The sequence below is a fragment of the Mesorhizobium sp. CA4 genome (assembly GCF_020165075.1).
In the GTDB taxonomy this organism is placed as follows: domain Bacteria; phylum Pseudomonadota; class Alphaproteobacteria; order Rhizobiales; family Rhizobiaceae; genus Mesorhizobium.
In genome coordinates this window covers 37593-50122 of sequence record NZ_JAIUHK010000001.1, presented here as the reverse complement: position 1 = coordinate 50122, position 12530 = coordinate 37593, and the positions used below count along the sequence as shown (strand labels likewise).

Genomic DNA, 12530 nt, shown 5'->3' with positions numbered 1-12530 from the left:
GGTCAGGCCACCGCTTCGAAATAGGTGGCAAATTCCGCGCGTATCGCCGTTTCGTCCGCGACGTCGCGATCCTTTATATAGGTCAGCGCCCGCTCCGCGCGCTGCAACGACTTCCCCGACAGCGCCGTCGTGCGCGACGCGATCCCGGACATCTCCTCGAAAACGCCGTTGCAGTGAAGGACGAGATCGCAGCCGGCCGCAAGGATCGAGGCCGCCTTTGTCGGGAAATCCCCAGAAAGTGCCTTCATCGAGGTGTCGTCGCTCATCAGCAGCCCGTCGAAGCCGATCTCGCCACGGATCACCTGATCGATGACCTTGGCGGACGTCGTCGCCGGATTGTCGGGATCGACGGCGCTATAGACGACATGCGCCGTCATGGCCATCGGCAGCTCGTTCAACGCCTTGAACGGGGCGAAATCATGCCGGCTGAGCTCCTCCAGCGGCGTATCGACGGTGGGCAGCGCGAAATGCGTGTCGGCAAAGGCGCGGCCGTGGCCGGGAATGTGCTTCATCACTGGCAGCACGCCGCCCGACATCAATCCCTCGGCCGAGGCCCGGCCAAGCTCGATCACCGCATTGGGCTCCTTGCCATAGGCGCGCGCGCCGATGACGTCGCTGGCGCCTTCGACCGGGACGTCGAGCACCGGCAGGCAGTCGGCGGTGATGCCGAGGCGCGAGAGATCGAAGGCATGCAGCCGGGCCAGCAGCCAGGCGGCGCGGCGGCCGGCCTCGCGATCGTCGCGCCACAATGCGCCAAGCGCGCCCCCAGCCGGGTAGTTCGGCGCCAGCGGCGGACGCAGGCGCTGCACCCTGCCGCCTTCCTGGTCGATGAAGACCGGAGCGTCCGGGCGGCCGACGCAGTCACGCATCGAGGCGACAAGGTCGCGGATCTGCCCGGCTTCACCGATGTTGCGCGCAAAAAGGATGAAGCCCCAGGGACGTTCGTCCTGATAGAAGCGGATTTCGTCTTCGGTGAGGGATTTCCCGGCACAGCCGAGGATCATGGATTTTGATTCGCTCATAGACGCAAGTTTAGGGCTTTGAGCGAGCAAAGGGAATTATCCCTATTCTCGGACCAGCCAAAGCCCACAACCGTCCAGAACGAAAAGCCGGCGCGGCCTTTCGGCGGCGCCGGCTTTGAAAGATCAGGATCTCGTTAGCGCGATACGAAGCAGTTGCCCCCGGCAGCCTTGTAGCTGGTGCAAAGGTTGATCGCATCGTTGCGCGACTGGGCCGGAACGCGGACGCGGTAGAAGGTGCCTTTGCCGGCGACCTCGGCCTTGACGATGTTGGCGGTGCGGCCGGAGAGCACGCTGCCGTAGCGGCGCTGCAGGTCCTGATAGGTCGACTGCGCGCTCTCGACCGTCGGCTGCGAGGCGATCTGCATCGACCACGAGCCGCCGCCCGCCGCCGCCGGATCGATGGATGCGACCTGGTCCGGCTTGACCTCGCCGACGATATCGACCGGCTGGTCGGACGGACGCGCCGGCGCCACCGGCACCTTCGCTGGCGTGTTGGCCGACTGCGCCTTGGCTTCAGCCTTCTTGGCGGGCTTCGCCGGCTTGACGGTCGCCGCGTCGGCCTGGCCCGTATCGGCCTGGCCCGCGTTAGCCTGGCCCGCGTCGGAAGCCACGGTTCCCGTCTGCTGGCCGTCGGAGGCCGGCGCGACATGCTGCGGCGCCGGATCGCTCGGCTCGGCTGCCGCGATCTTCGGCGCGGCAGGCGCCGGATCCTCGCGCGGCACCAGTGAGCCGTCGGGCTTCACCATCATCGTCTTCACCTTGCGCGGCGCGACAGCGACGACATCGTTGTTGGCGGCGTTGTCGGCATCCTGCTGCAGCACCTGGGCGATGCGGTCCTCCGACTTCGGCGCCGGCGCGGCCGGCTGCCTGCTTGCCGGCGCGGCAGGCTGTGCGATTGCGGGCACAACGGCTTGCGCGACACCGGGCAACGCTGAGTCTGGATTGTCGGCGGTATCGCTGCCGGGGGCAGCGTCGTTATCCTTGGGCGAAAGATCGACCACGCGGCTCTGCGGCGGCTCCTTCGAGGCCAGGTCCACGGGCTGCTCGGTGGTGTTCACCAGCTTCTGCTGCACCGGCTCGGCGGACTTCGCCGCGCCGCCGCCCTTGGCGACCGCGTCATAAACCTTGTTGTCCTGGTTCGGCACGACCGTGCCGCCCGGATTTTCTGGTTTCACCTTGATCGGCGAATTGTCGGCCTTGACGATCACCGGGGCCTCGCTGCCGCCTTTGCCGCCGAAGGAGAAGGCCAGCGCGCCAAGGCCGCCGAAAACCACCACGGCGCCGACGAGCGCCGCGACCATCATGCCGCGCCGGCGCGGCTGCGCCGCCTCGCGCTCGCCAAGCCCCGGGATTGCCATCGCTTCTTCGAGCTCTGGGTCGTAATCGAGCTCTTCGCTGGCGAAGTCGTCCTGCTGCGAAACCGGCCGGCTGCCGGGCACGTCGTCGGCGTCGTAGTCGTTGGCGACGGCGAACGAAGCTGGCGCTGCCGGAGCCGCTGGAGTCTCGGCACGCAAGTCGCGACGGTCGTAGCCGTTGAATCCGGCATTGTAGGATTCGTCATCATAGCCGCGGCTCTGTGCGGGCGCCGATGCGATCTCCGTCGCGTTCATGTCGGTGAGCAGGCTGGCGAATTCCGCGTCGAGATCGTCGTAGGCGGAGGCCGCAGGCTGGTCCTCCTCGAAGCTGAGCTCCGGAATGTCGAGATCATCCGCGAGCGCTACCACGCGCTCCGGAACATCGACGGTCTCCACATCCGGCACGTCCTCATGCCGGCGAGCCTGCGGAGAAGGCGTCGGATTGGCGTAGGCGGTATAATCCACTTCCGGTTCGCTGCGATAGGCGGGCGCCGCCATCTGCACTGGCGCCGAAGGCACCGCCATCTGCACTGGCGCCAAAGGCGCCGCCATCTGCACAGGTGCCGAAGGCGCTGCCATCTGCAGCGGCGCCGAGGGCGCCGGCTGCGCGGCGAACGAAGCTTGCGCCGGGGGGGCGGCGGTCGGCGTCGAGCGGCTCCATGACCTTGCCGGCTCGGCGGAATGCAGCCGATCGGAGGAATTTGCCGGAGACTTCGCCCGAGCGGCCTCCTGCTCGGCCTCGATACTCCGGGCGAAAGCAGCGCCGAAGTCGTCGTCGTCGAAATCAATGCCCGGTTCGGTCGCCGAAGGCTCGGTCTTGGAAGACTCGGGCTTGGAAGACTCGGTCTCGGCGGGGGCCGCAAAATCCTGGCGGTCGAGCTCGCTGGCGAGCAAGTCATCCAGGTCGCCCTCGACCGGCTGAGCGCCCTGCCCGTTCTGCGCCGGCTGGTGCTCGTCGATATCCCAATCGAGATCGTCGGCTGCCGCCTTCCCGCTCACCTGGCGGCTCTCGGGTTCCGCAACCAGCCGCGGGGCGTAAGCAGGCTCCTTGACTGCCGGCATCGGCCGCGCGGTCATGGCGCCGAGCAGCGCATTGAGCTCGTCCTCCAGGCTACGCTCGCTGGGAGCCGGCTTTACCGGCTCAACGGCGGCGACCGGCGGAACCGGAGCGGCAACGACGGGAGCCGCCTCGGTGACCGTCGGCTGCAACGCGGCAACGGGCTCGACGGCCGGAGCTTGCGGCTCCTCGTTCAACGCATCGCGAAAGCTCAGCTCGAAATCGTCATCGAGGGTCAGCTCATTGGAAGGTTCGGGCGCGACGGGTTCTGGCTCAGCAGCAAAGTGGGCCGTCTCGACCGGCGAGGCGACCATCGGCGCCGGTTCGTCGTCAAGCGGCAGCTCCGGTGCCTGAATCTCCTGATCGTGGCCGAGATCCATATCGACATCGGTTATCGCCTGATCGAAATGACCGGCAAAATCATCCTCGGAGATCAGCGGGGCGGCTGCATGAGCTTCGACCGGCTCGGCGGCCTGCGCGTGCTGCTCCGGCTCGTGACTCTCAAACGACAGCTCGTCTTCGAGCGACATCTGGACCGCATTGTCGAAATCGGCGTCGAACGCCTCTTCGCTCGCAGCCTGCAGAGCTTCGACGGTGTCCTGACGAGCGTCGGCCGGCTCGGGATAGTTGGCGGGCTGGTGATGATCGAGCTGAAAATCCTGGTCAAGCGAAGCCGCCATTTCCTGATCGATCGGAAGCTCGTCTTCGAGCGCCGACACATCCAGTGAACTGGCGACCGCCTTATTGAAATCATCGTCAAAAGCGACTTCCGGCTCGGGAGCTGCTTGTGGCTCCGGCGCGAAATGCGCCGCCGACGCGACTTCCGGCTCGGGCGCGACCTGCAGGTCCGGCGCAAAATCCGGCTCCGGCGCACGGGCCACGGCGAAGTCGGCATAATCCGCCGCGTCGTCGAACACGAAATCCTGCTCGAAGGACGCGGTAAGCTCGTCGTCATTCGCGGCGGCGCTGGCAGCCTCGAAGGCCGGCTCGTTGCCGATCTGATGCAGTGCAGCCTGCTGAGCGACCGGCGCGCTTTCCTCGACGGAATCGAACTCGCCCATCAACTCCTTCTCGAGGTCGATGTCGAAATCGTCAGCCTCCACGGCCGGCATGGCCTTCTCGGCCGCTGGGGCCGGCTGCCTCACCGGCTGGCGCGGGTCGAAACCCATGATCCGGGTCAGTTCCGCGAACGGATCATCGTCGGCGATGTCGTTGTGGTCGGCTACTTTCAGCGGGGTTCTGTCTGCCATTATTGTTCCCGAACTCGCACACAGTCGGACGCCATGGACGTCGCGCAGGGTTGGCCCTTACCAGCGCAATGTGGGCAAAAGGTGACAGGTTTTTTAGTTAAACCTAACGCATTTCGATGGGCGCGTCTGCCCCGATAAGCGTCAGGCCGGAGGTCAAGACATCCGAAACAGCCTGCACCAGCCCTAGTCTGGCATAGGTTGATTCTCGGTCGTTAACCTTAACAAAACGTAAGTCCGCATTATCGTTGCCGCGATTCCACTGTGCATGGAAGCCGGAAGCGAGATCATAGAGGTAGAATGCGAGCCGGTGCGGCTCCAGCGAAAGCGCCGCGGACTCGATCAGCCGGGGATATTCAGCCAGCTTCCGGATCAGCGCGATTTCGCCCTCGTCGGTCAGCGCAGCCACCGAGGCCGCGAGCCGGTTGCGATCGAAATTCGCCTCGCCGAGCTGCTCGCTCGCCTGCCTGAAGACGGAATGGCAGCGCGCCGACGCGTACTGCACATAGAACACCGGATTGTCCTTCGACTGCTCCGTCACCTTGGCGAAGTCGAAATCGAGCGGCGCGTCATTCTTGCGGTAAAGCATCATGAAGCGGATCGGGTCGCGGCCGACCTCCTCCACGACTTCGCGCAGAGTGATGAAATCGCCGGACCGCTTCGACATCCGGACCGGCTCGCCGTCGCGGAACAGTTTTACGAGCTGGCAAAGCAGCACCGTCAGCTTGACCGTGTCGCCGGCAACCGCCCGCGCCAGCGCCTCGAGCCGCTTCACATAGCCGCCATGGTCGGCGCCGAGCACATAGATCAGATCGACGAAGCCGCGCTCGACCTTGTCCTTGAGATAGGCGACGTCGGCCGCGAAATAGGTAAAGGAGCCGTCCGACTTGACCAGTGCCCGGTCCATGTCGTCGCCAACCGCGGTCGAGCGGAACAGCGTCTGCTCCCGGTCTTCCCAGTCGTCCGGCTTCTCGCCCTTGGGCGGCGGCAGCTTGCCCTTGTAGATATGTCCCTTGAGCGTCAGGTCGGCGATCGCGGCCCGGATCTTCTTGGCGTTGTCGGCATGCAGCGTGCGCTCGGAGAAGAACACGTCGTGATGCACGTTGAGCAGCGCCAGGTCCTCGCGGATCATCGCCATCATCGCGTCGACGGTGCGATCCTTGACGATCGCCAGCGCCTCATCTTCCGGCATTTGCAGCAGGCCGCGGCCGAATTCCTTGGCCAGCGCCTGGCCGACGGGGACCAGATAGTCGCCCGGATAGAGACCGGATGGGATCTCGCCGATGTTTTCGCCAAGCGCCTCGCGATAGCGCAGCAGGGCCGAGCGGCCGAGCACGTCGATCTGCGAGCCGGCATCGTTGATGACGTATTCCTTGGTCACATCGTAACCGGCAAAGGTCATCAGATTGGCTAAAGTGTCGCCGACGACGGCGCCGCGGCAATGGCCGACATGCATCGGGCCGGTCGGGTTGGCCGAGACATATTCAACATTGGCCTTGCGGCCGCCGCCGATGGTCGAGCGGCCATAATTGCGTCCCTCGCCGAGCAGCGCCGAGAGATGCGCATGCCAGAACGCGTCCTTCAGCCTGAGATTGACGAAGCCGGGCCCGGCAATCTCGGCCGAGGCAACATCAGCGTCGCCCCGCAGCGCTTCGGCGAGTTTCTCGGCAAGCGCGCGTGGGTTCTGGCCGGTGGGCTTGGCCAGCACCATCGCTGCGTTGGTGGCAAGATCGCCATGGCTTGCATCGCGCGGCGGCTCGACCGCGATACGCGACAGGTCGAGCGCGCCTCCGTCCTTGTCCTTCAGATCAAGAGCTTCGACGGCCTTTATGATCCGCGCGTTGAAATCGGCGAAGATATTCATTGGAAGTGCTCTGGGCTTCAAGAGGCAACCGGCTCGATGGCCGGCAAAATCGAGGCTCGCCCTAGCTCAAATCGGGCGTATGGTCAAACAGACGCCGATGTTCCTTGAGCGCATATGTGTCGGTCATGCCGGCCAGGAAGTCGGCGACACTGCGCGCCTTGATGCGATCCTCTGCCCGGTCGAGCCCCTCGCGCCAGCCATCGGGCATGGCGCGCGGATCGGCGAAATAGACGTCGAAAAGCTCGCGCACGATGCGCTCGGCGTCGGTCCGCACCCGCATCACTTCCGGGTGCCGGTAGAGATGCTTGTAGAGAAAGGCCTTCAATTCCTTTTCGGCCGCGGCCATGCCTGCCGAAAACGTCGCCAGGGTCTCGCCCGCAGCGCGCACCGCATCGGCGCTGTCCGGCTTGAGCCGCTCGATATTGGCGGTGGTCGACGCGATGACATCCTCGACCATCAGTGTGATCTGCCGGCGCATCAGCTCGTGGCCGGTACGCACATCGTCGAGCTGGGGATATTTGGCGCGCACGCCATTCAGGATCGAGCCTGGCAGGCCGACCTCTTGCAGCATGTCCAGCGTCAGCAGGCCGGCGCGCAGGCCGTCGTCGATGTCATGGGTGTTGTAGGCGATATCGTCGGCGATCGCGGCGCATTGCGCCTCGATGCCGGCGAAGCGGTCGAGCTCGAGATCGTGCAGTTCCGAATAATCGCGGATCGCTTGCGGCACCGGGCCTTTGAGCCCCTTCCCGCTCGCGTCGGTCAACGGGCCGTTGTGCTTGACCAGCCCCTCCAGCGTTTCCCAGGTGAGGTTCAGCCCGTCGAATTCGGCATAGCGCCGTTCGAGCCGCGTCACGATCCGCAGCGACTGCGCGTTGTGATCGAAGCCGCCCCAGGCGGCCATCTTCTCGTTGAGCGCGTCCTCGCCTGTATGGCCGAAGGGCGTGTGGCCGAAATCGTGGACAAGAGCCACGGCTTCGGCCAGATCCTCGTCGCCACGCAATGCCCGCGCCAGCGCGCGGGCGATCTGCGCCACTTCGATCGAATGCGTCAGCCGTGTGCGGTAGTGATCGCCCTCATGCGCGACGAAGACCTGCGTCTTGTGCTTCAGCCGGCGAAAGGCCGTGGAATGGATGATGCGGTCGCGATCGCGCTGGAACGGTGTGCGGGTCGGGCTTTCCGGCTCGTCGAACAGGCGTCCGCGCGAACGCGCCGGATCGCTCGCATAGGCCGCGCGCGGCCGGTCGCCGAACCCGATGTCGCCGAGAGCACCCTTGCCCTGCCGCTCGTCCATTGATCCACCAGTTGACTTGGCCCTTTCCGCTTCATACCTATCATGTGAAACCGAAAGCAAGGTGACGCCGATGGGCGCGGATGCCAAGACTGCCATGAAGGTCGAAATGACCGACGCCGCGGCAAAGCGGATTGCCAGGATTGTCTCCGGCGAACCAGGCAAGACGGCGCTGCGCGTTTCCGTCGAAGGCGGCGGCTGCTCCGGCTTTTCCTACAAATTCGACTTGGTCGGCGATCGCAACGATGACGATGTCGCCATCGAGAAGGACGGCGCGACCATCCTGATCGATGACCTCTCGCTGGTGTATATGGGCGGCTCGGTGATCGACTTTGTCGACGACCTGATGGGCCAGTCCTTCCAGATCAGGAACCCGAACGCGGTCGCCTCCTGCGGCTGCGGCACCAGCTTCTCCATATAGCCCAATGCCTGCCATCGGCGCGGTCCGTCAGGTCGCGCTCTCGGCTGGCCGCGACCTCGATGTGACGCTTGCTTTCTGGCGCGACGTCCTCAGTCTGAACCTGCACGCCCGCTACGACCCGCCCGGTATTGCCTTCATTATGGCCGGTGATGTACGCCTGCTCTTCACCGATGGCGTTCCGGCCGGCACGGTCTATTTCGACATCGCCGGCCTCGAAGCCTTCCACGCGGAAGCGAAAGCCGCGGGCATTCCCTTCACCGCGCCGCCGACGCTCGTCCACCGCGACACCGAGGGGCAGTTCGGCCCGGCAGGGGAAAGCGAATGGATGGCCTTTCTAAAGGACCCCGCAGGCAATACGATCGGCCTCGTCGAGCGCCTGCCGTCCGAAGAGCATTGAGGTCCTCATGAAGATCGTCACCTGGAACATCAACGGCGTTCGCGCCCGCATCGGCAATCTCACCCATTGGCTGACCGAAAGCGCGCCGGACATCGTCTGCCTGCAGGAGATCAAGACGGTCGACGAGCAGTTCCCGCGCGCCGAGATCGAGGCGCTGGGCTACAATGTCGAGACCAACGGCCAGAAGAGCTTCAACGGTGTCGCGATCCTGTCGAAGTTTCCCTTCGACGAGGTCAATCGCGGCTTGCCCGGCGACGATGCGGATGACCACGCCCGCTTCATCGAGGGCATCTTTTCCACCGACCAGGGTGCCCTGCGCGTCGCTTCGCTTTATCTGCCCAACGGCAATCCGGTCGACGATGAACGGAAATTTTCCTATAAGCTCGCCTGGATGGCGCGGCTGGAGCGCTGGGCGGAAGAGCGGCTGCGGCTTGAAGAGGCGCTGGTGCTCGCCGGCGATTACAACGTCATCCCGGAACCCGCCGATGCCCGGTTTCCCGAAAACTGGGTGGGCGATGCGCTGTTCCAGCCGCAGACGAGACAGGCCTTCCGCCGGCTGAAAAATCTCGGCTTCACCGAAGCGGTGCGCGCCGTGACCGACTCGGCCGGCGTTTACACCTTCTGGGATTATCAAGCCGGCGCCTGGCAGAAGAACAACGGCATCCGCATCGACCACCTGCTGCTCTCGCCCGAAGCCGCCAACCGCTTCTCGTCGGCCTCGGTGGAAAAGCATGTCCGCGCCTGGGAGAAACCTTCCGACCACGTGCCGGTCGCGATCGAGCTTAGCCTGCAGCCCGCCTGAGACGTTACAAGGCTCCCGGACCCCAGTATCGCCACAAATCCCCTCTTTGATACCGATTGCTGTGGGGGTTGAATGGCGATCCGATTTCTTTTGCGGCCGGTCGGCCTTGCTTTGGCGCTTGCCGCGCCGACGCCAGTGCTGGCGGCACCGACCTGTCTGGCCAACGGCAAGTCCTTCAATGTCGGCCAGACGGCGTGCCTGACGCTGGACGGCGAAAGCCATCTCGCCCGTTGCGACATGGTTCTCAACAACACGTCCTGGACGAAGATCAAGGAAGAATGTCCGGGAGATGCGCCAAAACCGCACCCGACATCGATCTCGACCCCGACGCCTGCTCAGACGCCGACGGAGCCGACCGAGAACTGAGGCGCTGCCGAGCGGCTCTTACTGGTCGCCGTTGTTGCCCTTGGTCAGGATATCGTCGGCGAGCGAGATGGCGGTCCGGCGATCGGCCTCGCCGGCAGCGGCGAACGCTTCTTCCTGCATGTTGCGGATCCAGGGCTGGTCGGCCGCTGGAGCCCTCTCAAGCGCGGCCGTCATCATCGCCAGGCCGCGCACGACCTTGCCGCTCTGGAACAGGAGATTGCCGAGCGTCGCCTGCGCGCCGGCATGGCCCTTCTCGGCGGCGAGTTGCAGCCAGCGGCCGGCCTGCTTGACGCTGGCCTTCACGCCGCCCTCGCCCCTGAGGAACATGCGGCCGATCTCGAACTGGGCGTTCGGATTACGGTAGTTGGCGGCGGCGCGCATGTAGTATTCCTGCGCCGCCACGTCGTTCTCCTCGACCGGCGTGCCGGGAATGCCCTTGCGCAGATAGTCGCCGAGCGCCACCAGCGCGTCCGACACATAGCTTTCTTCCGGCGAGCCGGGCTCGACATCCTGGTCGACGATCTCCGAGAAGAACTTGAAGGCGGCATAGTCGTCGCGCGTCACCCCGTCGCCCTCGGCATACATGCGCGCAAGCTTCCAGGTGGCGCCTATCTGACCGTTCTCGGCGGCGTATTTATAGGCCTCGACCGCTTGGTCCTTATGGCCGCTCTTGTAAGCGGAGAAACCGAACTGGAACACCGCCCACGGACTCGACTGCGGCTTCACACCGGTCTTGTCGTCGAACACCTTGTCGTCGAAGGCCATGGCCTGCCCCGCGGCGCCCAAGGTCGCGAGAGCGACCAGTGCCGAAAAGACAGACGACCTCAACACCTCAGATGTCCGCATAGCAGTGCGTCTCTTTGGCGGCACCGGGATGGGTCACCGCGCCGTCGCGGGCCGACCCTACGGTCTGCGCATATTTCCAGATCGCGCCGGACTGGTAGTCGGTCTTGCGCGCTTTCCAATTCTTTGCCCGGGCCGCCAGTTCCGCGTCCGACAGGGCCACCTCGATCGTGCCTTTCACGGCGTCGATCGAGATCACGTCGCCATCCTTGACGAGCCCGATAGGCCCGCCGACCGCCGCCTCCGGCCCGACATGGCCGATGCAGAAGCCGCGCGTGGCACCGGAGAAGCGCCCATCGGTGATCAACGCCACCTTGCCGCCCATGCCCTGGCCGTAGAGCGCCGCCGTCGTCGACAGCATCTCGCGCATGCCAGGACCGCCGCGCGGCCCCTCGTAGCGGATGACGAGAACCTCGCCCTCCTGGTAATTGCGCTGCGTGACCGCTTCGAAGCATTCCTCTTCCGAATCGAAGCAGCGCGCCGGGCCTGAAAATTTCAGTTCCGACATGCCCGCGACCTTCACGATCGCGCCTTCGGGGGCAAGGTTGCCCTTCAAGCCCACAACGCCGCCTGTCTTGGTGATTGGCCGATTGGCGGGACGCACAACATCCTGGCTTTCATTCCAGGAAACGTGCTCCATATTTTCGGCCAAAGTGCGGCCAGTGACCGTCATGCAGTCGCCATGCAGGTAGCCGTGGTCGAGCAGCGTCTTCATCAGGAGCGGAATGCCGCCGGCCTCGAACATGTCCTTGGCGACATATTTGCCGCCGGGTTTGAGATCGGCGATATAAGGCGTCTTCTCGAAGATCGCCACCACGTCGAAAAGATCGAACTTGATGCCGGCCTCATGCGCGATCGCCGGCAAATGCAGCGCCGCGTTGGTCGAGCCGCCGGTGGCCGATACGACCGTCGCAGCGTTCTCCAGCGCCTTGCGCGTGACGATATCGCGCGGCCGGATATTTTTGGCGATCAGCTCCATGACCTTTTCGCCCGAGGCGAAATTGAAGCGGTCGCGCATTTCGTAGGGCGCGGGCGCACCGCAGGAATAGGGCAGCGCCAAGCCGATCGCCTCGGCGACGGTGGCCATGGTGTTGGCGGTGAACTGGGCGCCGCAGGAGCCGGCCGAAGGACAGGCCGCCTGCTCGATCTCGAGCAGCTCGGCGTCGCTGATTGACCCTACTGAATGCTGGCCGACCGCCTCGAACACGTCCTGCACGGTGATCTGCCGGCCGCGATAGCTGCCGGGCAGGATCGAGCCGCCATAGATGAAGATCGACGGCACGTTGAGGCGCACCATTGCCATCATCATGCCGGGCAGCGACTTGTCGCAGCCGGCGAGCCCGACCAGGGCGTCGTAGCAATGGCCGCGCATGGTGAGCTCAACCGAATCGGCGATGACCTCGCGCGACACCAGCGACGACTTCATGCCCTGGTGGCCCATGGCAATGCCGTCGGTGACGGTGATGGTGCAGAACTCCCGCGGCGTGCCGTTGGCGGCCGCCACGCCCTTTTTGACCACCTGCGCCTGGCGCATCAGCGAGATGTTGCAAGGAGCCGCCTCGTTCCAGCAACTGGCGACGCCGACAAGCGGCTGCGCGATCTCGGCTGCCGACAGGCCCATGGCATAAAGATACGAGCGATGCGGCGCCCGCGCCGGACCTTCGGTCACGTAGCGGCTGGGCAGCTTGGCCTTGGAGATTGCCTTGGCGTCCATCATCGTCCTTGCCGCACACCCCGCGGCCGGTCCCATCGCCGGGCCAACCTGGCACGCGTCCCGAGACCTATCTCGGGTGCTCCGGGTTTATGGCGGGAAATGGGCAGTTCCCTCTCTCTGACTTCTACAGCAGGGGTTGTTCATAAACTGTTGC

General features: G+C 64.9%; 10 protein-coding genes. 4 read left to right on the top strand and 6 right to left on the bottom strand.

Going from position 1 to position 12530, the window contains the following annotated elements; translation table 11 throughout:
• Positions 1–2 precede the first annotated feature (2 nt).
• From nagZ to LB528_RS00225, 4 genes are all read right to left on the bottom strand, one after another.
• Positions 3–1022 (bottom strand): beta-N-acetylhexosaminidase, encoded by a 1020-nt coding sequence (gene nagZ / locus LB528_RS00240; RefSeq protein WP_224713434.1) that lies wholly within the window; start codon positions 1020–1022, stop codon positions 3–5.
• Between the two features lie 134 nt (positions 1023–1156).
• The gene (locus tag LB528_RS00235; protein ID WP_224713433.1) at positions 1157–4684 is read right to left on the bottom strand and encodes an SPOR domain-containing protein; all 3528 of its coding nucleotides are present in this window, start codon (positions 4682–4684) and stop codon (positions 1157–1159) included.
• A gap of 103 nt (positions 4685–4787) precedes the next feature.
• Positions 4788–6545: an arginine--tRNA ligase gene (argS, locus tag LB528_RS00230; protein WP_224713432.1), complete on the bottom strand. Its 1758-nt coding sequence runs from the start codon at positions 6543–6545 to the stop codon at positions 4788–4790.
• Between the two features lie 61 nt (positions 6546–6606).
• A complete protein-coding gene (locus tag LB528_RS00225; RefSeq protein WP_224713431.1) occupies positions 6607–7836 on the bottom strand; it encodes a deoxyguanosinetriphosphate triphosphohydrolase in 1230 nt (409 codons plus the stop codon).
• 70 nt (positions 7837–7906) lie between these two features.
• Here LB528_RS00225 and erpA point away from each other — a divergent pair, with 70 nt between their 5' ends.
• The 4 genes from erpA to LB528_RS00205 all read left to right on the top strand — a co-directional run bounded on the left by erpA (position 7907) and on the right by LB528_RS00205 (position 9819).
• Entirely contained in the window at positions 7907–8254 is a 348-nt protein-coding gene (erpA, locus tag LB528_RS00220; RefSeq protein ID WP_042644753.1) for an iron-sulfur cluster insertion protein ErpA, read from the top strand.
• A 4-nt stretch (positions 8255–8258) separates the two neighbouring features.
• Positions 8259–8651, top strand: a complete 393-nt coding sequence (locus LB528_RS00215) for a VOC family protein (protein WP_224713430.1) — start codon at positions 8259–8261, stop codon at positions 8649–8651.
• Between the two features lie 7 nt (positions 8652–8658).
• Complete coding sequence (gene xth / locus LB528_RS00210; RefSeq protein WP_224713429.1) at positions 8659–9453, top strand: exodeoxyribonuclease III; 795 nt, start codon at positions 8659–8661, stop codon at positions 9451–9453.
• Positions 9454–9525: 72 nt separating this feature from the next.
• A complete protein-coding gene (locus LB528_RS00205) occupies positions 9526–9819 on the top strand; it encodes a hypothetical protein (protein ID WP_224713428.1) in 294 nt (97 codons plus the stop codon).
• A gap of 18 nt (positions 9820–9837) precedes the next feature.
• Here LB528_RS00205 and LB528_RS00200 read toward each other — a convergent pair whose 3' ends face one another.
• On the bottom strand, positions 9838–10665 hold the full coding sequence (locus LB528_RS00200; RefSeq protein WP_224713427.1) for a tetratricopeptide repeat protein: 828 nt from the start codon (positions 10663–10665) through the stop codon (positions 9838–9840).
• Positions 10652–12376 (bottom strand): dihydroxy-acid dehydratase, encoded by a 1725-nt coding sequence (gene ilvD, locus LB528_RS00195; protein ID WP_224713606.1) that lies wholly within the window; start codon positions 12374–12376, stop codon positions 10652–10654. Before ilvD ends, LB528_RS00200 begins: the two co-directional genes overlap by 14 nt.
• Positions 12377–12530 lie beyond the last annotated feature (154 nt).

What these genes read in the sequence shown, in the direction of transcription:
- nagZ (WP_224713434.1), bottom strand. Translation starts at nt 1,022, where the DNA reads ATGAGCGAATCAAAATCCATGATCCTCGGCTGTGCCGGGAAATCCCTC.
- LB528_RS00235 (WP_224713433.1), bottom strand. Translation starts at nt 4,684, where the DNA reads ATGGCAGACAGAACCCCGCTGAAAGTAGCCGACCACAACGACATCGCC.
- argS (WP_224713432.1), bottom strand. Translation starts at nt 6,545, where the DNA reads ATGAATATCTTCGCCGATTTCAACGCGCGGATCATAAAGGCCGTCGAA.
- LB528_RS00225 (WP_224713431.1), bottom strand. Translation starts at nt 7,836, where the DNA reads ATGGACGAGCGGCAGGGCAAGGGTGCTCTCGGCGACATCGGGTTCGGC.
- erpA (WP_042644753.1), top strand. Translation starts at nt 7,907, where the DNA reads ATGGGCGCGGATGCCAAGACTGCCATGAAGGTCGAAATGACCGACGCC.
- LB528_RS00215 (WP_224713430.1), top strand. Translation starts at nt 8,259, where the DNA reads ATGCCTGCCATCGGCGCGGTCCGTCAGGTCGCGCTCTCGGCTGGCCGC.
- xth (WP_224713429.1), top strand. Translation starts at nt 8,659, where the DNA reads ATGAAGATCGTCACCTGGAACATCAACGGCGTTCGCGCCCGCATCGGC.
- LB528_RS00205 (WP_224713428.1), top strand. Translation starts at nt 9,526, where the DNA reads ATGGCGATCCGATTTCTTTTGCGGCCGGTCGGCCTTGCTTTGGCGCTT.
- LB528_RS00200 (WP_224713427.1), bottom strand. Translation starts at nt 10,665, where the DNA reads ATGCGGACATCTGAGGTGTTGAGGTCGTCTGTCTTTTCGGCACTGGTC.
- ilvD (WP_224713606.1), bottom strand. Translation starts at nt 12,376, where the DNA reads ATGGACGCCAAGGCAATCTCCAAGGCCAAGCTGCCCAGCCGCTACGTG.